Origin of the sequence: Kitasatospora sp. NPDC057015, from assembly GCF_042673745.1 — a bacterium.
In the GTDB taxonomy this organism is placed as follows: domain Bacteria; phylum Actinomycetota; class Actinomycetes; order Streptomycetales; family Streptomycetaceae; genus Kitasatospora.
In genome coordinates, this window is sequence record NZ_JBHUSG010000001.1 from 392,316 (window position 1) to 412,414 (window position 20,099).

General features: G+C 75.6%; 21 protein-coding genes. 11 read left to right on the top strand and 10 right to left on the bottom strand.

The features are described from left to right. Nucleotides 1–181 precede the first annotated feature (181 nt). Nucleotides 182–1,723 (top strand): M1 family metallopeptidase, encoded by a 1,542-nt coding sequence (locus ACFTWP_RS01720; RefSeq protein WP_380261499.1) that lies wholly within the window; start codon nucleotides 182–184, stop codon nucleotides 1,721–1,723. Nucleotides 1,724–1,960: 237 nt separating this feature from the next. On the opposite strand, the gene ACFTWP_RS01725 is transcribed toward ACFTWP_RS01720, so the two are convergent. Together ACFTWP_RS01725 and ACFTWP_RS01730 are read right to left on the bottom strand one after the other, a co-directional pair. Continuing rightward, nucleotides 1,961–2,341 carry a hypothetical protein gene (locus ACFTWP_RS01725; protein ID WP_380261501.1) on the bottom strand — a complete coding sequence of 127 codons (381 nt, stop codon included), beginning with the start codon at nucleotides 2,339–2,341 and terminating at the stop codon, nucleotides 1,961–1,963. Nucleotides 2,342–2,492: 151 nt separating this feature from the next. Then, on the bottom strand, nucleotides 2,493–3,593 hold the full coding sequence (locus tag ACFTWP_RS01730) for a chemotaxis protein (protein WP_380261503.1): 1,101 nt from the start codon (nucleotides 3,591–3,593) through the stop codon (nucleotides 2,493–2,495). Nucleotides 3,594–3,817: 224 nt separating this feature from the next. On the opposite strand from ACFTWP_RS01730, the gene ACFTWP_RS01735 reads away from it, so the two are divergent. The 7 genes from ACFTWP_RS01735 to ACFTWP_RS01765 all read left to right on the top strand — a co-directional run bounded on the left by ACFTWP_RS01735 (nucleotide 3,818) and on the right by ACFTWP_RS01765 (nucleotide 8,782). Further along, nucleotides 3,818–4,423 carry a hypothetical protein gene (locus ACFTWP_RS01735; protein ID WP_380261505.1) on the top strand — a complete coding sequence of 202 codons (606 nt, stop codon included), beginning with the start codon at nucleotides 3,818–3,820 and terminating at the stop codon, nucleotides 4,421–4,423. 69 nt (nucleotides 4,424–4,492) lie between these two features. Continuing rightward, complete coding sequence (locus tag ACFTWP_RS01740; RefSeq protein WP_380261507.1) at nucleotides 4,493–4,708, top strand: hypothetical protein; 216 nt, start codon at nucleotides 4,493–4,495, stop codon at nucleotides 4,706–4,708. Nucleotides 4,709–4,825: 117 nt separating this feature from the next. Beyond that, the gene (locus tag ACFTWP_RS01745) at nucleotides 4,826–6,385 is read left to right on the top strand and encodes an ATP-dependent DNA ligase (RefSeq protein WP_380261509.1); all 1,560 of its coding nucleotides are present in this window, start codon (nucleotides 4,826–4,828) and stop codon (nucleotides 6,383–6,385) included. 187 nt (nucleotides 6,386–6,572) lie between these two features. Further along, nucleotides 6,573–6,770 carry a ferredoxin gene (locus tag ACFTWP_RS01750; protein WP_380261511.1) on the top strand — a complete coding sequence of 66 codons (198 nt, stop codon included), beginning with the start codon at nucleotides 6,573–6,575 and terminating at the stop codon, nucleotides 6,768–6,770. A 94-nt stretch (nucleotides 6,771–6,864) separates the two neighbouring features. Further along, entirely contained in the window at nucleotides 6,865–8,067 is a 1,203-nt protein-coding gene (locus tag ACFTWP_RS01755; RefSeq protein ID WP_380261609.1) for a cytochrome P450, read from the top strand. Nucleotides 8,068–8,181: 114 nt separating this feature from the next. Then, on the top strand, nucleotides 8,182–8,343 hold the full coding sequence (locus tag ACFTWP_RS01760; protein WP_380261513.1) for a hypothetical protein: 162 nt from the start codon (nucleotides 8,182–8,184) through the stop codon (nucleotides 8,341–8,343). A gap of 151 nt (nucleotides 8,344–8,494) precedes the next feature. After that, nucleotides 8,495–8,782, top strand: a complete 288-nt coding sequence (locus ACFTWP_RS01765; protein ID WP_380261514.1) for a hypothetical protein — start codon at nucleotides 8,495–8,497, stop codon at nucleotides 8,780–8,782. 119 nt (nucleotides 8,783–8,901) lie between these two features. On the opposite strand, the gene ACFTWP_RS01770 is transcribed toward ACFTWP_RS01765, so the two are convergent. The 4 genes from ACFTWP_RS01770 to ACFTWP_RS01785 all read right to left on the bottom strand — a co-directional run bounded on the left by ACFTWP_RS01770 (nucleotide 8,902) and on the right by ACFTWP_RS01785 (nucleotide 11,072). Continuing rightward, entirely contained in the window at nucleotides 8,902–9,903 is a 1,002-nt protein-coding gene (locus ACFTWP_RS01770; protein WP_380261516.1) for a hypothetical protein, read from the bottom strand. Nucleotides 9,904–10,089: 186 nt separating this feature from the next. Beyond that, complete coding sequence (locus ACFTWP_RS01775; RefSeq protein ID WP_380261518.1) at nucleotides 10,090–10,374, bottom strand: DUF427 domain-containing protein; 285 nt, start codon at nucleotides 10,372–10,374, stop codon at nucleotides 10,090–10,092. Between the two features lie 187 nt (nucleotides 10,375–10,561). Continuing rightward, the gene (locus tag ACFTWP_RS01780; protein ID WP_380261520.1) at nucleotides 10,562–10,804 is read right to left on the bottom strand and encodes a DUF6296 family protein; all 243 of its coding nucleotides are present in this window, start codon (nucleotides 10,802–10,804) and stop codon (nucleotides 10,562–10,564) included. 34 nt (nucleotides 10,805–10,838) lie between these two features. Then, nucleotides 10,839–11,072, bottom strand: coding sequence for a DUF2277 domain-containing protein (locus ACFTWP_RS01785; protein ID WP_380261522.1), 234 nt, complete (start codon nucleotides 11,070–11,072; stop codon nucleotides 10,839–10,841). A gap of 487 nt (nucleotides 11,073–11,559) precedes the next feature. Between ACFTWP_RS01785 and ACFTWP_RS01790 the strand changes: the two genes are divergently transcribed. Further along, nucleotides 11,560–12,825 carry an MFS transporter gene (locus ACFTWP_RS01790; RefSeq protein ID WP_380261524.1) on the top strand — a complete coding sequence of 422 codons (1,266 nt, stop codon included), beginning with the start codon at nucleotides 11,560–11,562 and terminating at the stop codon, nucleotides 12,823–12,825. Nucleotides 12,826–12,962: 137 nt separating this feature from the next. Here ACFTWP_RS01790 and ACFTWP_RS01795 read toward each other — a convergent pair whose 3' ends face one another. After that, nucleotides 12,963–13,496, bottom strand: a complete 534-nt coding sequence (locus tag ACFTWP_RS01795) for a gamma carbonic anhydrase family protein (protein ID WP_380261526.1) — start codon at nucleotides 13,494–13,496, stop codon at nucleotides 12,963–12,965. 162 nt (nucleotides 13,497–13,658) lie between these two features. Further along, entirely contained in the window at nucleotides 13,659–14,231 is a 573-nt protein-coding gene (locus ACFTWP_RS01800; protein WP_380261528.1) for a DJ-1/PfpI family protein, read from the bottom strand. Between the two features lie 216 nt (nucleotides 14,232–14,447). Here ACFTWP_RS01800 and ACFTWP_RS01805 point away from each other — a divergent pair, with 216 nt between their 5' ends. Both ACFTWP_RS01805 and ACFTWP_RS01810 read left to right on the top strand, forming a co-directional pair. Beyond that, entirely contained in the window at nucleotides 14,448–15,029 is a 582-nt protein-coding gene (locus ACFTWP_RS01805) for an RBBP9/YdeN family alpha/beta hydrolase (RefSeq protein ID WP_380261530.1), read from the top strand. A 213-nt stretch (nucleotides 15,030–15,242) separates the two neighbouring features. Further along, on the top strand, nucleotides 15,243–16,532 hold the full coding sequence (locus tag ACFTWP_RS01810) for a glycerophosphodiester phosphodiesterase (RefSeq protein ID WP_380261532.1): 1,290 nt from the start codon (nucleotides 15,243–15,245) through the stop codon (nucleotides 16,530–16,532). Between the two features lie 72 nt (nucleotides 16,533–16,604). Here ACFTWP_RS01810 and rox read toward each other — a convergent pair whose 3' ends face one another. Both rox and ACFTWP_RS01820 read right to left on the bottom strand, forming a co-directional pair. Beyond that, entirely contained in the window at nucleotides 16,605–18,044 is a 1,440-nt protein-coding gene (gene rox, locus ACFTWP_RS01815; RefSeq protein ID WP_380261534.1) for a rifampin monooxygenase, read from the bottom strand. Between the two features lie 304 nt (nucleotides 18,045–18,348). Then, nucleotides 18,349–19,740, bottom strand: coding sequence for a condensation domain-containing protein (locus ACFTWP_RS01820; protein WP_380261536.1), 1,392 nt, complete (start codon nucleotides 19,738–19,740; stop codon nucleotides 18,349–18,351). Nucleotides 19,741–20,099 lie beyond the last annotated feature (359 nt).

The following is a 20,099-nucleotide window of genomic DNA, read 5'->3' on the forward strand; positions in this document are numbered from 1 at the left end:
GGTCGCCCCGGCCGTGGCGCTCCCGGCCCCGCCAGCCCCTCCCCGCGCCGAAGGCGCTGCGCCCCACCGGTGGTTCAAGGCGTCCGTTCGGGTAGGGCGGCGGGACGGCGGCCGTCCGGCGGCCCCACCGCCGGGTAGCGTCGACCACCGAGAGTAACCGTCTGGTCGGATCGGGAATCTGGTGATCGCACTGCTCCTCACACGTGCCTGCCTGGCCGCCGCCCTGGTCGTCACGGCCGTCCACGGCGGCGGCCCCGATCCGGTCGCCGCCCGGCCGAGGGCCGCCGCGCCGGCGGCCTTCGTCCCGCGAGCCGCCCCCGCACCCGGCGATCCGGTCTTCCCCGGCCTCGGCAACGCCGGGTACGACGCCCTGAGCTACCACCTGTCCTTCGAGTACCGGCCCGACAGTCGGACGGTGGACGCCGTCGCGAGCATGACCGCGCGCAGCACCCAGGACCTGCCGCGCTTCGAACTCGACGCGCTCGGCCTGGCGGTGCGCACCGTCCGGGTGAACGGCCTGCCGGCGGGCTTCGCCCTGCACGACGAGAAGCTGCGGGTCACGCCCGCCGTCGCCGTCCGGCGCGGAGCGGGCCTGACGGTCACGGTCGAGTACTCGGTCGATCCGCGGGCCCGGCTCGCCCACACCGCCTGGATCCCGACCGCGGACGGGTTCGCGCTCGCCGGCCAGCCGAACGGCGCGCACACCGTCTTCCCCTGCAACGACCACCCGAGCGACAAGGCCTCCTTCACCGTGCGGGTCACCGCCCCGCGCCGGACCCTCGGCGTGGCCGGCGGCACCCTCACCGACACCGTGGAGCGCGACGGGCTGATCACCCGCACCTATGTGATGCGGGATCCGATGGCCACCGAGCTGCTCCAGGTCTCGGTCGGCGACTACGTGGTGCAGGAGCGCCTGACCCCGGGCGGCCTGCCGCTGCGCGACGTCGTCCCGGTGAGCCGGGTGGCCGCCGCGCAGGCCGCCCTCGACCTCACGGCGGACCACCTGGCCTGGGCCGAACGGCGGCTCGGGGCCTTCCCGTTCGAGACGTACGGGCTGATGCCGGCGGACACCGACGATCCGGCGGCGTTCGACTTCACCGGGCTGGAGACCCAGACCCTGACGCTCTACAAGCCCGGATTCCTGAACCGGTCGGAGGACCGGATCGCGCCGCACATGATGCACGAACTGGTCCACTCCTGGTTCGGCGACAGCGTCTCGCCCCGGACCTGGGCGGACCTCTGGCTGAACGAGGGCCACGCCGACTACTACGGCCTGCTCTACCGCTACGAGCGGGGCTGGCCGGACGCGCTCGGGGCCACCTCCCTGGAGGCCGACATGCGGGAGGTCTACACGCACGGCGACCAGTGGCGGCTGGACTCCGGGCCGGTGGCGGCGCCGACCCGGGCGGGCCTGTTCGACAGCCAGCGCTACGCCGGCGGCGTCCTGGTCCTCTTCGCCCTCCGGGAGAAGGTCGGCGCGGCGGTCTTCGAGCGGATCGAGCGGACCTTCCTGGCGCGCCACCGGCACGGCACCGCCGGCACGGGGGACTTCATCGCCACGGCCTCCGCGACGGCCGGGCAGGACCTCGGCCCGTTCCTGACCGACTGGCTGTACGGCAGCCGCACCCCGCCGATGCCGGGTCACCCCGACTGGACGGTGGCCCCCGCCGTGCCCAAGGACCGCGGACTGGCGGACGCGCCGCGCGGCAGCTCCACCCTCTGACCGCCCGAGCGGCTCACCCTCCGACCGCCCCGGCCCGGACACGCCGTACGCCGTACGCCGCGTGTACGCCCGGCCCGTGCTGCGCCGCGCCGTCCGCGCGCCGCTGCCGGGGCCGGCCTCCGGACCGCATCGTGGTCGCACGGCCCGCCCGTCGACCGGCTCTGCCCCGGACGGCGGGCGGGACGTCCACCTCCCGTCCCGTTCGGGCGACTCGGGTCCGGGCCGGGCCTTGCGCCGTCAGGCCTTGCGGCCGACCTTGAGGGCCCACCAGACCAGCGGGATCTGCAGCGGCACCCGGGCCCAGGCCCCCTGGCGGTACGGCGTCGGCCGGCGCCGCCAGTCCATCGCCATCTTCACGTTCCCGGGGAGCACGGCGACGAAGAAGCCGGCCGCGGCGAGCGCGCCGATCCTGCGGGTGCGCGGTACGGCGACCGCCGTCCCGATCGCGAGTTCGGCGACGCCGCTGGCGTACGTCCAGGTCCGCGGCTCGCCGGGCAGCGAGCGGGGGACGATCGCGTCGAAGGTGCCGGGCCGGGCGAAGTGGGCCACCCCGGCCAGCAGCAGCAGGGCGGCCAGCGGGCGCGCGGCCCGGCCGGCGGACGGGCGGGACGATGACACGGGGTACCTCCGGGGTGGCCGTGGCGAAGCGGAGCCGCCAGGTTACCGGAGAGTAGGAAGCCCGGGTAGGGCTCGTCCGTACGCATCCCGTGAAGCCGGCCGCCGCGGCCCAGGGCCGCGGCGGCCGGCTCAGTACCGCACGGAGGCCCGCTCAGTACCGCAGGACCGCCGCGATCCGGCCGTGGCCGGTCAGCTCCCCGTTGGGCACGAACTCCACCTGCGCCCCCGTGTCCAGCGCCCGCTCGACGATCTCGTCGACCATGTCCTCACGGACGTCGGACTCGCCCGCCGGCGCCGGCACCAGGTGGTTGTCGGTCACCCGGACCGGCTCCCAGTAGTCCTCCTCCAGCACCACCAGGGCGGCCCGGCCCTCGGCCACGCTCTGCCAGACCTCGTCGATGCCGGCCGCCAGCGACTTGACGCCCAGCGCCTGCTCCAGCCGCTCCTTCGCCTGGGCCACCGCCCGGACGGCCTGCTCCGCGGCGGCGCCGGCCACCGCCTCGCGCACCACGGCGGCCGAGGCCCGGCCGAGCCCGCCGCGGGTCACCCGGGCCACCGCCGCCTTCGCCGCCGTCCCGACCTCGTCCAGCTCGGCGAGCGCCGCCGCCTCGCCCAGCACGTACAGCGGGCGCGGCTCGGCCTCCAGGACGGCGGCGAGGGCGGCGTCGGCCTCGCGCAGGTAGTGCCTGGTCTGTTCGTCGCGGAAGGTGCTCGGCACGTCGCCGATCCGCTCCTTGCGCTCGACGTCCGGCAGGTCCGGCCGGAGCTCCACCGGGAAGCCCCGGCCGACGGCCTCGGCCAGCCGGTCGCCGGCGCCGCCGAACAGTGCGGCGCGCTCGGCCGAGACGGTGAGCACCCAGGAGGGCGCGGCGGCGGCATGGGTGGCGACCAGGTTGCGGGTCAGGAAGGTGTCGGAGAAGACCACCCGCTCGGGCACGCTGCGCGGGAGCGACCAGACCTGGTGCTCGCCCGGGGCGGCGAAGATCAGCAGGCCGTCCTCGGCGTGCACCAGGTCGACCTCGGCGACGGCCCGGTCGAGCTGCTCGACCACGTCCAGCCGGTCGGCCCGGGAGACGGCCTCGTCGGCGTGCAGCCGGTTCTTCGCCTCCGCGACCAGGTTGCGCAGCCGGACCGGGTCCTGGGCGTTGTCGGGCTCGCTGCGGTGGGTCGGCATCACCACGGAGACCGCCGGATAGCGGCGCAGCCGGCGGAGCTCGGCAAGGACGGACGGCGTGAGCTCGGCAGAGTGCATGAGGCGCCCTTCTTCTGAGGAGTGTCCCTGGCAGTCCTCCCCCGAACCGGGTGTCGCTATTCGGGCAAATAGGTAAATCACGGTAGATATTTCGCTGAGCGCCGGAGCCACCCGAACGGCCGGGGCGGCCGCGCGGCCGTCCGCGATCGGCGGCAGCCTGGGAGGAGCGGGGCGACCAGGCCCCTCCGACGCGATGCACCCCGACGCGACCCAGGAGCGCCCACGTGACGAAGACCGGCGGCCGCACGACCCATCGAACCCACCGGCTGAGCCCGCTGCGGATCACCGCGGTGACCGCCCTGCTGGCGGTCACCGCCGGCACCGTGGCGGCCTGCGGCAGCAGCTCCGACACCTCCGGCGCAGCCTCCCCGAACCGCCCCACCGTCCAGGGCACTCCGCCGTCCTCGCTGCTGCCCTCCGCGCTGCTCTCCTCGGCCTCCGCCCTGGCCTCGGCCGCCTCCGTCCGCGCCTCCGCCTTCGAGTCCTCGGTCTCCGCCGAGGTCTCGCGGGCCAACGCCTCCGCCTCGGCCGCCCTCGCCGGCGTGACCGGCACCGGCAACGCGATCTCGGACGTCACCCTGACGGGTGTGCCGACCGCCCAGTCCGGGGGCCGCCGGGCCGCGGTGGTGACGATCACCAACAGCACCGCCGCCGCGGCCTCCTACGCCGTCCAGGTCGAGTTCGTGGACTCCTCCGGCACCGTGGTCGACAGCACCGTGGTCGGCGCCGTCGACCTCCAGCCAGGCGCCAAGGCCTCCCCGGTCGCCTTCGGCGGCCGTGACGAGGGGCTGGCGGCGACGCCCCGGGTCGCCAAGGCCCAGCGGTACTGAGCCTCGGCCCGGCCGCACCGGGCCGGGGCAGACCGTGACCTCCGGCCCGGTGCGATCGTTGGACCGGCCATGAAGAAGCGCAGCATGCTCGCCGTCGCCTCACTGGCCGCCGGAGTCGTCGCCTCCCTCCTCGCCCCCAGCGCGCACGCCGGGACGCCGGACCAGGGCGCCGGTACGACCGGCCCGCAGACCGCCAACTCCGTCCTCGACACGGTGACGGGGGAAGCCGGCACCGTCGCCGCCGAGGGCACGTCGGCGCTCGGCCCGGACACGCTCCGCGGCTGACCGTCCCGGTCGGCGGCTACCGGCCGGCGGCCGCGGCGGGCGAGGGCCTCGCTCCCGCCCGCCGGGGCCGACGGGTCCATGCTGGACGGAGACCACCGACCGGACGGAGGAGCCCGCATGCTGCTCCGGGATCTCGCCCGCACCTCGCGGGAGGTCGCCGCCGAGCCGTCCCGCACCGCCAAGGTCGCCCTGCTGGCCGACTGCCTCCGCGCGCTGGACCCCGAGGAGGTCCCCGCCGCCGTCGCCCTGCTCTCCGGGGAGTCGCAGCGGCTGCGGATCGGCGTCGGTCCGGCCGCGCTGCGCTCCCTCCCGGAGCCGGCAGCGGATCCGGCGCCGGAGACCGCCCTCGGGGTGGCGGAGACCGAACGGCTCCTGGTCCGGCTCGCCGCCGTGCACGGCCGCGGCGCCCGGGCCGAGCGGCAGCGCCTGCTGGACGACCTGTTCGGCCGCGCCACCGAGGGTGAGCAGACCTTCCTGCGCGCCGTCCTGGCCGGGGAACTGCGGCAGGGCGCACTGGACGCGGTGATGGCGGACGCCGTCGCCCGCGCCGCCGACGTACCGGGGGCGGCCGTCCGGCGCGCGCTGATGTTCCGCGGCTCGGCCCGCGCGGTCGCGCGGGCGGCGCTGGACGGGGGCGTTCCCGCACTGGCCGCCTTCCGGCTCGAAGTGGGCCGCCCGGTCCGGCCGATGCTGGCGGCCTCCGCACCGGACGTCTCCACCGCCCTGGCCCGCACCGGACCGGCCGCGCTGGAGTGGAAGCTGGACGGCATCCGGATCCAGGTGCACCGGGACGGGGACGAGGTCGCGGTGTTCACCCGGAGCCTGGACGACGTCACCGGCCGGCTCCCCGAGGTGGTGGAGGCGGTCAGGTCGCTCCCCGTCCGCACCGCCGTCCTGGACGGCGAGGCCATCGCGCTCGCCCCCGACGGACGCCCGCGCCCGTTCCAGGTGACGGCCGCCCGGGCGGCCTCCCGGCAGGATCCGGCCCGGCTGCGCGCCGAGGTGCCGCTGCACGCCTTCTTCTTCGACCTGCTGCACCTCGACGGCGAGGACCTGGTGGACCTGCCGGCCCGCCGACGCCGGTCCGGCCTGCTGGAGGCCGTCCCGGCGGAGCTGCGGGTACCGGCGGCGGAACCGGCGGATCCGGCGGACGCCGAGGCCTTCTTCCGCGGGGTACTGGCGCGCGGGCACGAAGGCGTGCTGGTCAAGGACCTGGAGGCGCCGTACGCGGCGGGCCGCCGCGGGGCCGGCTGGATCAAGGTCAAACCGCACCACACCCTGGACCTGGTGGTGCTGGCGGCCGAGTGGGGCAGCGGGCGCCGCCGCGGGTTCCTGAGCAACCTGCACCTGGGAGCCCGGGCGGCGGACGAGCCCGGGCTCGGGCCGTGGGTGATGCTCGGCAAGACCTTCAAGGGCCTCACCGACGAGATGCTGGCCTGGCAGACCGCCCGGTTGCTGGCCCGGGAGGTCGACCGGGACGCCCACACCGTGCGGGTCAGGCCCGAACTGGTCGTGGAGACCGCCTTCGACGGGCTGCAGCGCAGCTCCCGCTACCCGGCCGGGCTGGCCCTGCGCTTCGCCCGGGTGGTGCGCTACCGCACGGACAAACCGGCCGCCGAGGCGGACACCCTGGCCGCCGTCCGCTCCCTCGCCGGGGCCGCCGGCCTCGACGGCTGATCCGGCGTCACCGGCCGGGCCGCCGGCCCGAAGCGTGGCCCGGCGGCCCCGAACCCCCCTTTATCGGCCATTCTCGGGCCATTCGGCTCCGCACCATTCGTGTGCGACACAGCGGCGGCTAGCTTGGCAGGACGGCAGCGGCGAGCGGCTCCCCACCGCCCGCCGCCGTACCACGGAGGTGTTCCGCATGCAGGTGATCCTCGATCAGGACCGCTGCTGCAGCTCGGGCCAGTGCGTCCTGACCGCACCCGAGGTGTTCGAGCAGAGCGACGACGACGGACTGGTGGTGCTCCGCCGGGAGCAGCCGGATCCCGCCCGGTATCCCGACGTCCGGCTGGCCGCCGCCCTCTGCCCGGGCGGCGCCATCACCGTCCGCGAGGCGTAGGGGCACCGCGACCTCCACCGGGCCCGGGGGGTCGGCAGGCCCCGCCGACCCCGCGCACGGCCTCGAACCGACCGGCACCACCCCGGAAGGACTCATCGTGACCACCACACCCACCGCGCCCGTCCTCACCCTGCCCGCCGCCCACGGCGGCTGCCCCTTCGACCCGCCGCCCGCCTACGACCGGGCCGCCCGCCAGGGGTCCGTCACCCCGGCGGAACTGGCCGACGGAACGTCCTGCTGGCTCGTGACCGGCTACCAGGAGGTCCGCACCGTCCTGTCCGACCCGCGCTTCAGCGCCGACGCGCGGCACCCCGCCTTCCCCTTCCTCACCCCCGGCCGCCGGGCGCTGGCCACCGCCAACCCGAGCTTCATCCGGCTGGACGACCCCGAGCACGCCCGGCTGCGGCGGATGGTCACCAAGGACTTCCTGGTCCACCGGATCGACGCGATGCGCCCCGGCATCCAGCGCATCGTCGACGAGGCCGTCGACCGGATGACGGCCCGCGGCACGAGCGCCGACCTGGTCGCCGACTTCGCCCTTCCGGTGCCCTCGCTCGTCATCTGCCTGCTGCTGGGGGTCCCGTACGAGGACCACGAGATGTTCCAGGCGCGGAGCCGGACGCTGCTCGACAACCGCACCACCCCGGCCGAGGCCGGGGAGGCCCAGCACGCGCTGACCGGCTACCTGACGGACCTGGCCGCCCACCGGCGCCGGCACCCCGCCGACGACATGCTGAGCCGGCTCGCCGCCCGTACGGACCTCAGCCTCGCCGAGACCGCCGCCACCGGCCTGCTGCTGCTCGTCGCCGGGCACGAGACCACCGCCAACATGACCGCGCTCTCCACCCTCGCCCTGCTGCGCCGGCCGGCGCAGGCCGACCGGCTGCGGGCCGATCCCGGCCTCGTCCGCGGAGCCGTCGAGGAGCTCCTGCGCTACCTGACCATCGTGCAGTCCGGACTGCCCAGGGTCACCACCGAGGACGTCGAGCTCGGCGGCACCCCGATCGGGGCCGGCGAGGGTGTGATCGCCCTGCTGTCGACCGCCAACCGGGACGAGGAGCTGTTCGGCGCCGGCGCGGAGCTGGACGTGACCCGGGACGCCCGCCGGCACCTCGCCTTCGGCTTCGGAGTCCACCAGTGCCTGGGGCAGCCGCTGGCCCGCGCCGAGCTGCAGATCGCGCTGGAGACCCTGCTGCGCCGGCTCCCCGGTCTGCGGGTCACCGTGCCGGAGGACGAACTGGTCTTCCGCGGCGACTCCGTCGTCTACGGCCTCGACGCGCTGCCGGTGGCCTGGTGAACCCGGTTGGCCCTGACGCCGGGGCCGGGGCACGCTGGAGGGAGGCAGAGACCCGGCCCGGCGACCGTTCGCAGCGACGGCCGGCCCCGGCCGGCCGAGGCGAGGGAGTTCGCGATGTCGGACATGAGCGCACGGTCACAGGTGAGCAGCGACCAGGACGAGGACGTCCGCGCGGCGGACCCGGAGGAGGGCATCACCTCGATGCAGAACCTGCACGCACAGGAGACGTCACAGGCCGAGGGCGACACCTACGAGGAGACGGAGGGGCTGTCCTGAGCGCCGTGGCGGGGCCGCCCAGCGCCGCGAGCGGCCGGGCGGCGGGTCGCGGGCCGCTCGGACCGGGCCGCGGACGACCGGAGCGGTGCACCGGCGCGGCCGACCGGGTCGCGCCCGGGGCCGGCCAGGCGGACCGGGGCGGTGAGGTCTCGTGAACACCTGGGCGACCTGGACCACCCAGAGCATCATCAGCGGCCCCGGCGGGGTGGAGACGGCCGAGGTCGGCCCGATCTCCGGCGACCTCACCGTGCACACCACCTGGGTGGACGGCGAGGCCCGGCTGACCGTGCAGTACACCGGCGCGCTCGACTGGTACACGGTGGTCGGCAGTCCCGTGCCGGCCGCCGACGAGACGACCGCCCGCAGCGTCCACCAGGCGATGGTGGTCGCCACCAAGGCCGGTCACGGCGCGCACGCACCGCAGGCGCAGGCGCAGTGACCCCGGCGGGAGCAGTGCCCCCGGGGGTGGCGGCGACCCCGGCGGCAGGGGTGCCCGCGGTCGCCGGTGCCCCGCGGGAGGAGCGGGCGGGCTGAGGCGGCGTCGGGCCGGCCGCGCGGTCAGCGGCGCCGGTCCCGGCCCCCGGTCCCGCCCGCGGCGGGGCCGGGGGCCGCCGCCGTCCAGTAGCCAGGGTCGAGGGGCTTGCGGCCGCGCAGGTCCGCCCGGACCTGCTTGGCCAGCTTGGCGGTGTCCCGGCGGTTGATCTGCGCGCCGATACCGGCCCCGATCATCAGCGGCACCAGCGAGGGCAGCCGGCGCAGCGAGCTGCGGGTGAGCCGCTTGCGCAGCCGCTGGCGCACCTCGCTGCCGACCGCCATCGCGGCCAGCCCGGCGGGCTTGACCAGGAGCGTCGCGTCGATCCCGCGCCGGTTCGCCCAGGCCGCGACGTAGGCGCCGGCCCGCTGGGAGGTGTTGCCGGGTGCGGGCACGCCGTACACCTCGTGGAGCTCGGCGATCAGCTTCACCTCGACGGCCGCCACGGCGAGGGTCTCGGCGGCGATCTCCACCGCCATCGCGGGCGGGACGGGAAGCATCGCGGCCGCCCCCACGCCCGCGCCGAGCGCACCGGAGGCGCGGCAGGCGCCCACCGTCAGCAGGTCGGCGAGCCGCTCCGGGTCGGACATGTCCGGATGCTGACCCCGGAGGGTCCTGAGGTTGCGCACCGGGATGCGCGGCGCCGCCACCAGCAGTCGCTCCGTGAGGGCGCGACCGCCGACTCCGGCACCCTTCACCGCCAGCCGGCCGCCGCGGCCGAGCTGCCTGGCCACGCCGACGACCAGCCGGCCGGCCCGCCCGCGTCCGCGCTCCCAGCTCCGCGCCATCGCGGTCTCGTCGGCCGGACCGCCGGCGGTCGTCAGCTCCCGGCCGGGCGCCGCCGCCTCCTCCGGGGCCACGCCCAGCGGTGCGCGCTCCATGCCCTCGACCAGCTCGGCGAGGTCCTCGGCCAGCCGGCCGGGCGCCTCACCGCCGGGGTCGGCCGGCCCGCCGGGCGTCGGTTCGCCGGAGGCGGCCGGACTGTCGTCCGGCTCGTCGGCCGGCTTGGGCTTCCTGAAAAGTGCCATGCACTGCGACTACCCGAAGCGGTGCCCGGGCACGCCTGGAGGGCGCCCGCGACCGCGCGTGACCACCCGCTCGGCCGGGGGCGGTGGCGGGGTGACGTCGGGTGACGGCGGGTGGTGACGGGCCGGTCCGGCGCTCAGTCGCTGAAGTCGGTCGCCGACGCAGGTCGCCGAACCCGCTCACCGACGTCAGTCGCTGATCTCCACACCGCGCCAGAACGCCACCCGGTCGCGGACGTGCGCCGCCTCCGGCGTCGGATCGGCGTAGAACCAGGCGGCGTCCGGGTTGGTCAGCCCGTCGACGTCGAGGGTGTAGTAGCCGGCCGTGCCTTTCCACGAGCAGACCGTGGTCGTCCCGGAGGCGCGCAGGTACTCCGCGCGCACGGAGTCCAGCGGGAAGTAGTGGTTGCCCTCGACGACGGTGGTGTCGTCGCTCTCGGCGATGATCGTGCCCTGCCAACGCGCTGTCGTCATGCACCGATTCTGCCCCACGGCGGTCGGCCGCGAGGCGGGAACGCCGGAGCCCGACAGAGGGCGGTGCCGGGCGGCGAACCGCCCGGCACCGCCCTGCGCGAGGGAGCCGGGGTCAGCGGGAGTCGGGGTCGGAGGGAGTCGGGGCCGGAGGGGACCGGGATCGGTCACAGGGGTGGGGCGGGCGGGGTCAGGACGGCGGCAGTGGCTCCGCGTGCACCGGCAGGTGCGGGGACTGGTGGCCGCCCGAGGCGAGCATCCGGACCTCGCCGGAGTCGCTGATCTCGGCCCGGACGATGCCCGAGGCGTCCTCGTACACGGGATGGCCGCCGGGGCCGGTGGTACTGGTCCAGGACACGATCACCACGTCCTGCGGGGCCTGGGTGCCAGGCGTACCGGGGAAAGTCAGGGCGTACCGCTTCTCGTCGCTCATGAACAACCTCCTCGTGCACCCCGCCAGGATCCGCCTACACCGTCTCCTCCGCACGGCGGGGAGCGCCGCGCACCTCCAGTTCGGCGAGCAGCCGGGCGGTGGCGTCGGCCACCGCCTCCACCGCCCGGTCGAAGGCCTCGCGGTTGTGGGCGGCGGGCGCCCGGAACCCGGACACCTTGCGTACGTACTGCAGAGCGGCCGCGACGATGTCCTCGTCGTGGACCTCGGGCGTGACGGGCGGCCTCAACGTCTTGATGCTTCGACACATGCCCCCAGTCTCGCGCGCGGCCGGCCCGAGAGCGAGCGGCCCTGGCAGAGCCGTTGCGGGACACGGGTCCAGCGGGCAGCGCGCGGCGGAAGCACGGCGGGGCGCGGGGGATGCGCGGCGGGGCGCGGACGGACCAGGCTCCCGCGCGGGCGCACGGAGTGGCCGCGGGGCCCGCCCGCAACGGCCGACCCGGCACCGGGGCAAACCGGGACGCGTATTAGGATTCTGGACGAACAAAACGACGGGGCCGGCCCACGTCCGGTCGCCCGCCACCGTCGCCCGCGCCCCACCGGCTCCGCCGCGCCCCCCGTTCCCTCCGCCTCTGCCGCCCGTCCCGTCCGCGTCCGTTCCGCCGCCGTTCGGCCCACACCCGCCCGCCGGGCACGTGGGCCGGGTACACCTGGCCCAGCCCCGCCCCAGAACCGCTTCCGTCAGTGTTGCCGGAGCCCTCATCCGCCCGTGACCGGGCGTCACCCCGGAGCCCTCCATGCCACTGGCGCTCGTCGCACTGGCCATCACCGCCTTCGCCATCGGCACCACCGAGTTCGCCGCCATGGGGCTGCTGCCCCAGGTCGCGGACGACCTCCAGGTCTCCATCCCGCAGGCCGGCTGGCTGATCTCCGCCTACGCGATCGGCGTGGTGATCGGCGCGCCGTTGCTCACGGCCGCCGCCGCCCGGCTGCCCCGCAAGTCCGTCCTGGTCGGGCTGGCGGTGCTCTTCACCGCGGGCAACCTGCTCTGCGCGCTCGCGCCGAACTTCTGGCTGCTCGCCGCGGCCCGGCTGATCACCGGGCTTCCGCACGGCGCCTTCTTCGGCGCGGGCGCCGTGGCGGCCGCCGAACTGGCCGCCCCGCACCTGCGGGCCCGGGCGGTGGCCGTGATGTTCTCCGGGCTCACCCTCGCCAACGTGGTCGGGGTGCCGGCCGCGACCCTGCTCGGCCAGCACCTGGGCTGGCGGGCCACCATGCTGGTGGTGGTCGCGATCGGCGCGGCCGGCTCGCTGGCCATCGCCCGGCTCGTCCCGCACCTGCCCGCCCCCGAGCGGGCCGGGCTGCGCCACGAACTGACGGCGTTCCGCAGCGGTCAGCTGTGGCTGGCCCTCGGCACCGTCGTCTTCGGGTGCGGCGGCTTCTTCGCCTGCTACAGCTACATCACGCCGCTGCTCACCGAGGTCTCCGGGTTCGCGACCGGCTCGGTGACGGCGGTGCTGGCGCTCTTCGGCATCGGCATGACCATCGGCAACGTCGTCGGCGGCTACGCGGCGGACCGGGCGCTACGGGCCAGCATCTGCGCCTCGTTCGTCCTGCTCGCCCTCACCCTGGCCATGTTCTCGGTGACCGCCCGGGCCGAGTGGTCGGCGGCGCTCACGGTCGTCCTGGTGGGCCTGTTCGGCTTCGCCATCGTGCCGGGCGTGCAGACCCTGGTGCTCCAGCAGGCGCGCAACGCACCGACCCTCGCCTCCGCCACCGTCCAGGGTGCGTTCAACCTGGCGAACGCGCAGGGGGCGTTCTTCGGCGGGCTGGCGATCGACGCCGGTCTCGGGTGGACCGCGCCCCCGCTGGTGGGCGCCGGGCTGGCCGCGATCGGCGCGCTGATCGCCGTACTCGCCTGGACGGCCGACCGGCGGCGGCGCGAGCCGTCCGGTGCGGACGCGGCGGCCGCCTCGGACCGGCTGGCCGGCGCGGACCGGGCGGCCGGTGGCGAGGTGGTCACGGGCGGGCCGGCCGAGCCCGCGGTCGGACTGCCCGGCTGATCGTCCGGCCGCCCGACCGATCGTCCGGAGCAGGGCTCCGAGCGTACGAACGCGTCGGCCGGGCAGCGGCCCCCGGCGCCCGCACACCGTCCGCGGGCGCCGGGGGCCGCTGTCTTCAGCGACCGAGCGGCTCGAATTCAGTGACCGAGCGGCTCGATCCCGCGATGGGCGTCGGCGAGCAGCCGGTAGCCCTCCCCGTTGGCGCTGATCCCCGCGCGTTCGTCCTCGCGGAGCTCCCGCCGGACCTTCGCGGGGACCCCGGCGACCAGCGAACCGGGCGGGACCACCATGCCCTGCGGCACCACCGCCCCGGCGGCCACCAGCGACCCGGCGCCGATCCGGGCGCCGTTCAGCACCGAGGCGCCCATGCCCACCAGGACGTCGTCCTCCACCGTGCAGCCGTGCAGCACCGCGTTGTGGCCGACCGAGATCCGCTCGCCGAGCAGGAGCGGGAACCCCGGGTCGGCGTGCAGGGTGCAGTTGTCCTGGATGTTGGTGCCGGCGCCCACCGTGATGGGGCCCGAGTCACCCCGCAGCACGGCGCCGTACCAGATGCTCACGTCGGCGGCGACGGTCACCGCGCCGACCACCACCGCGCCCGGGGCGACGAACACCGAGGGGTCCAGTGCGGGGGTCAGTCCCGCCACCGCGGCGATCAGCGGCTCTGCCATGTCTCGTCCTCCTGCTTCGACCGGTGCGGCCATGATCGCACCGGCCGGCCGGGGGCCCGGCGGCAGGTCGCCGCACCGTCCGGGGCGCGCGGAGCGTAGGAGGAGAACACGGTCCGGGGAGCGGGGCCCGGGCTGTCAGGCACCGGGGCCCCGCCGTCAGGGTCAGACCCCCGTGACCGGGGCCTTCACGCGCAGCACCTCGACGAACGCCCGGATCCAGGCCGGGTGGTCGGGCCAGGCGCGGGCCGAGACGACCACGCCGTCCACCACGGCCTCGCCGTCCACGTACTCGGCGCCGGCCGCCGTGATGTCCGGCTGCAGGGCGGGGTACGCGGCGCTGCGCCGGCCGTCCAGCACCCCGGTGGCGGCCGTGATCAGCGGGCCGTGGCAGATCTGCGCGACCGGCTTGTCGGTGTCGAAGAAGTGCGTGACGATCCGCTGGAGTTCGGTGTTGTTGCGCAGGTACTCGGGCGCCCGGCCGCCGGGGATGACCAGCGCGACGTAGTCGGCCGGGTCCACCTCGTCGAAGGCGAGGTCGGCGGGCCAGGTGTACCCGGGCTTCTCGGTGTAGGTGTCGAAGCCGTCCACGAAGTCGTGGACGACGAACTGGAGCCGCTTGCGGGCGGGCGCCGCGATGTCGACCTGGTAGCCCTCCTCCTGCAAGCGCTGGTAGGGGTAGAACACCTCCAGGGACTCCGCCGCGTCACCGGTGACAAGCAGGATCTTCGATGCCATCGCTGAGCAAACCTCCATGATCGACCGTCGGACGGGCTCACGCGCGGACGGACGGGATCCGCCCGCGACGGAGATCAACCTTGCGCACACTACCGGGCGCGCGACAGGGCGCACCGGATCACTCGAAGCATGTCGCCCACCGGATGCGCCGGGTAGTGGAACAACGCGCCCCCGTAGACTCCCGCGACAGCCGCCACCAGGAAGGATCCCCCGACAATGGGTCAGCAGCCCTCCTACCTCGTCCTGCCCGGGTACCAGAACTCCGACCCCGAGCACTGGCAGAGCCTCTGGGAGCGGGAGGACCCCGCGTTCCGCCGCCTCCAGCAGGAGGACTGGGAGCACCCCGACCCGGACGCCTGGACCGACACCCTGCACCGCGCCGTCACCGGGCACCGGGGCCCGCTGGTACTGGTCGCCCACAGCCTCGGCTGCACGACGATCGCCCGCTGGGCCGCCCGCCTCGCCGACCGCACGGCCGACCGCGCCCCGGACGCGGGGCCCACCCCGGTGGTGGCCGCCCTGCTGGTGGCGCCGCCGGACATCGACCGGGCCGAGGTCCCCGAACTCAGCGGCTTCCGGCCGGTGGAGCTCGCGCCGCTGCCCTTCCCCAGTGTGGTGGTCGCCGCCTCGGACGACCCCTGGTGCAGCCCGGAGCGCTCGCGGCAGTTCGCCGACAGCTGGGGCTCCCGGTACGTCGGGCTCGGCCCGTACGGGCACCTCAACGCCGCCTCCGGCCTCGGGAGCTGGCCCGAGGGCCGCGCCCTGCTCGACGAGCTGACCGGCCGGACCACCGGCTGACCTCCTCACCGGCCGGTCACCGCGACCGCACGGACGGGTCGCGCCGGCCCGGGCGGCGCGCAGCCGGGCGGCCGACGGCCGGAGGTGTGCGAAGCGACCGTGCGCGCCGCGGCGGCCGAACTTCTCCCGCCGTTCGTCGGACGGCCACCCGGCGAGCGCCCGGCCCTCCTAGTCTGCGGGCGACACCGACAACAGCGCGGACAGGGAGCATCCATGACGGACCGCCCGATCAGTGGCACCGGCAGTCAGAGCGACCACGGCACCGAGAACGGCGGCGCGGCGGCGAACGGGGCCGCCCCGGCGGGCTCCTCCCGCCGCGGCTTCCTGCGGGCGGCGGGCGCGGTCGGGCTCGGCACCGTCGCGGTGGCCGCCGGCAGCGCCGGCGAGGCCGCGGCCGCACCGACCGAAAGCACCGGCGCGGAGAGCGAGCGCGCGGCCGGCACCACCCCGCCGGTGCGCACCGGGACCGGCCTCGACCGGCTCCCCCACCCGCTGGTGATCGGGCACCGCGGCGCCAGCGGCTACCGCCCCGAGCACACCCTCGGGTCGTACGAACTCGCCCTCCAGCTCGGCGCCGACGTCATCGAGCAGGACCTCGTGCCCACCAAGGACGGCCAGCTGGTCGTCCGGCACGAGAACAACATCGCGGAGACCACCGACGTCGCGGACCACCCCGAGTTCGCCGGCCGCCGGACCACCAGGACGATCGACGGCCAGAGCCTCACCGGCTGGTTCACCGAGGACTTCACCCTCGCCGAGCTGCGCACCCTGCGCGCCAAGGAGCGGCTCCCGGCGCAGCGCCAGCGCAACACGCTCTACGACGGCCGGTGGCCGATCCCGACCTTCCGCGAGGTGGCCGAGTTCGCCGAGAAGCGTTCGCGCAGCCTCGGTCGGGACGTCTGGCTGTACGTCGAGACCAAGCACCCGAGCTACTTCCGTTCCATCGGCCTGCCGCTGGAGGAGCGCCTCGCGGCCGAGCTGCGCCGCGCCGGTCTCGCGGGCAGGCGCGGACGGGCGATCCTGCAGTCCTTCGAGCCCAGCAGCCTCCAGCGGCTGGGCAAGCTGGTCGACAACCCCCGGGTCCAGCTGCTGGGCGACGCGGCCTCCCGCCCGTACGACTTCGTCCTCGCCGGCGACACCCGCAAGGTCGCCGACCTGGTCACCCCCGCCGGCCTCGCCTGGATCGCCGGGTTCGCGCACGGCATCGGCCCGACCACCCAGCTGATCGCCCCGGTGGACTCCACCGGCAAGCTGCAGCCGCCGACCACGCTGGTGGCCGACGCGCACCGGGCGGGCCTGGTGCTGCACCCGTACACCGTGCGCAACGAGAACGGCTTCCTGCCCGTCGACCACCGGCGCGGCACCGACCCGGCCGCGTACGGGGACGCCCTCAGCTGGAGCAAGTACCTCTACGAGCTCGGCGTGGACGGCTTCTTCACCGACCAGAGCGACACCGCGGTCCTCGCCCGGGCCGACTTCTGGGCCGCGCACGGCGTGCACTGACAGGCACGCCGTCCCGCGGCGCCCGGGTGGACGGCCGTCATCCGTCCACCCGGGCCTTGCGCGTCCGTCCGCTCAGCTCGCGGCGGCGCCGAACCACTTCGCCAGGTGGCCGAGCAGCTCCTGCCGGTCCTCGCCGACCCAGGCCACGTGCCCGTCGGGGCGCAGCAGCACGGCGGGCGCGTCCAGTTCCTCGCTGACGTCGACGACGTGGTCGACCCGGTCGGCCCAGCCCGCCACCGAGAGCCGGCCGGTCTGGTCGAGGAGCAGCCCGCGGCCGCCGTGCATCCGCTCGTAGAGGCGTCCCTGCTTCAACCCGATGTCGCGCATCCGCCGGCCGAGCAGTTCGTGGCCCTCGCCGAAGTCGTAACGGACGTCGATCGCGGTGATCATCCCGGTGACGTACCGGTTCACCTCCTCGAAGTCCATCAGCTTCGAGAACAGGGCCCGCAGCGCGGTCGCGCCCGGGTCGCTCCCCAGCAGCGTCATCTGCGCGCGGGTGTTGTCCAGCGTGCGGGCGCCCACCGGGTGCCGTTCGGCCTGGTAGCTGTCGAGCAGCCCCTCCGGCGCCCGGCCGGCCACCTCGGCGGCGAGCTTCCAGCCGAGGTTGAACGCGTCCTGCACGCCCATGTTGAGCCCCTGCCCGCCGGTCGGCGGGTGAATGTGCGCGGCGTCGCCGGCCAGCAGCACCCGGCCGACCCGGTACCGCTCGGCCTGCCGGGTCGCATCGCCGAACCGGGACAGCCAGCGCGGCGAGTGCACGCCGAGGTCGGTGCCCGCGAAGGCCCGCAGCTGCTTCTTGAAGTCCTCCAGGGTCGGCGGGGTCTCGCGGTCCTCGGCCACGCCGTCCGCGGGCACGATGACGCGGTACGTGCCGTCCGGCTGCGGGACGGCGCCGAACCGCATCTGGGTCTTCTGGACCTCCGCGAAGACGGCGGCGACGGTCGCCGGGTCCTCACCCATCTCCATCTCGCCCAGGAGTGTCTCGACCCTGGCGGGCTCACCGGGGAAGCCGACGCCGAGCTGCCTGCGGACGGTGCTGCGGCCTCCGTCGCACCCGACGAGGTAGCGCGAGCGCAGCTGCGTGCCGTCCGCCAGTTCGACGGTCACCCCGGCCCCGTCCCCGTCATCGGACTGGCTCAGCCCGACCAGTTCGCAGCCGCGCCGGATCTCGGCACCGAGTTCGAGGGCGCGTTCGTTGAGCAGCCGCTCGGTGACCGGCTGCGGCACGGCGAGACCGTACGGGTGTGCGGTGTCCAGGCGGTCCGGCCACGGCTTCATCACGCCGCCGAAGAGACCCCCGACCTGGAACTTCTCGCTGACCGCGAGGAACCGGTCCAGGACGCCGCGCTGGTCCATCAGCTCGACGCTGCGCGCGTGCAGGCCCTGCCCGCGGGACTGCAGGGTCGGTTCGGCCAACCTCTCCAGCACGACCACGTGCACACCGTGCAGTCGCAGTTCGGCGGCCAACATCAGACCGGTCGGTCCGCCGCCGGCAACGATGACGTCGATCATGACGAATCCCCATTTTCGCAGGTCCGGGCTACAGTCGTCGATTCTGCGCCAAGACCGGGGCCTTGCGGCAAGCCCCCCGGTGCGCTATATCTTGAGAGTGGCGAGGAGTGGGTGACTCCTCGCCGTTGTCGTTTCGTCGTCCACTGTGCCGCCGCCACCCACCCCGCACAGGGACGCCGCGCCGCACGGGGCGCTCCCCTGCGGGCGGGACCCGGTCGCCGGGCAGCGCCCCGCGGGTCGAGGGGCGGCCCGCACGGACGGGACCGCCCCTCGACGTACAGACCGGGCAGGCGGCGGTGCGCCCTCAGCCGTGGCCCAGCGCCAGCGCCTCGGCGACCACCAACTCCTCGATCCCGTACAGGAACCGTTCCATGTCCGCCCGGGGGACGAGCGCGCTGTCCGCGGTCATCGACAACTCCAGTGCGCCCGGCGCCTGGAGGGCGTCCAGGGCGTAGCTGAGGTTGGCGCGCGGCGCGAACTCCACCGGCCAGCTCAGCGTGGTCCGCGCCCTCGCCCGCTCCAACGTCCCCGCCCCCGCGCCCTCCTGCTCGTCCGGCTGCGCCGGCGCCGGCATCAGCTCGCGGGTGTCGTTGAAGAAGCAGGACCGGTCGGCGACCGAGCCGTCCCGTTCGGCGATCCTGGCGATGTCCTGCTCCAGCAGCCGCTTGTCGTAGTACGCGCTGCGGTAGGTGGCGATCGAGGCGGAGTGGGTACGGCGCATCACGTCGGCGAAATCTCCTGCTGCTCCCGGGAGTTGGAACAGGCCTTCGGCCGCGACCGTGCTCACCGCGTCCGCCAGCCCGGGCAGGAAGCGGTTGTTGACCACGACCTGGAGCACGGCCTCGGACACACCCGACAGCCGCGCGGTCATCGCGGACGCGGCGGCCAGCAGCACCGAGGAGGAACTCACCCGGTGCCCGGCCGCGACCAGGCGCACCGCGCGGTCCAGGGCCGGGGAGTTGAGCACGGCGTTGGGGAAGGGCTTGGCGACGGCCACGGCCGGTGCGGCGGCCGCCCCCGGCGGGAAGATGCTCGGCGGCCCCAGGCGCAGCTTGCGCTGCCAGTGCAACCGGGCGCCCGCGTCCCGGCGGCGGCCGCGGTCGGAGGCCTGGAAGGCGGCCTCGTCCAGGGGTTGGAGCGCCTGGTGGCGCGCCCCGATCGCCTCCGGCGACTCACCCTGGACGATCGCGATCAGGTCCGTCACGAGCCTGCGCAGGCCCCAGGCGTCCACCGCGGTGTGCGACAGGACGAAGGCCATGTGCCGTACCAGGCCGCCCGATTCGACCAGTCCGACGCGCACCGGCCAGTCCCGGGCGCAGTCGAAGGGCTGGCCGGCGAGTTCGGCGAGCAGTCCGCTGCCGGCCTCGGCCACCTCGTCCTGGCCCGCGCAGGTGCGGGCCACCACGGGCACCCGGCCGGCGGGGTCGACGGTCTGCCACAGGCGCCCCTGGTCGTCCTGGTGCAGCCGGGTGTGCAGCGAGTCGTGCAGGCCGAGCAACTGCCGTACGGCGTCCAGCACCAGGGGCACCGGCACGCCCGGATCCACCGGGGCGGCGAGCGAGACGTTGTACCTCGGTGCGTCGGCCGGGTCGAGCCCGCGCACGGCGTCCCAGATGGCCTGCTGGCCCCAGGTCGCCGGGCCGGTGCCGGACCGGCCGGACGAGAGGGCGATCTCCAGGTGTCGGGTGCTGCTCACGGTCGGCGTCTCCGATTCGCGGTTCCGGGCGGGTACCTGGCGTACCCGTGGGCTGGCGCCGACGGCCGGCGCGGGCGGCCCGGGTGCCGGCCCGGTGCTCCGGATCGCGGAGCGGGCGGCGGAGCGGGCCGGTGGCCGGACGGAACGGCGGTGGAGCGGCGGAGCGGTAGGGCGGCGGAGCGGGCCGGCGGTGGTGCGATGGTGCGGTACGGCGGTGGTGCGGTACGGCGGTGCGGTACGAGCGTGGAGCCGGCGGGCGGCCCGCCCGGCCGATCGGACCGGGCGCCGCCGGGAGCCTCGCACGAGTGTGCCGTACGGTGCCCCGGACGTCGACCCTCGCGGCCGGCCGCCCGGGCGCC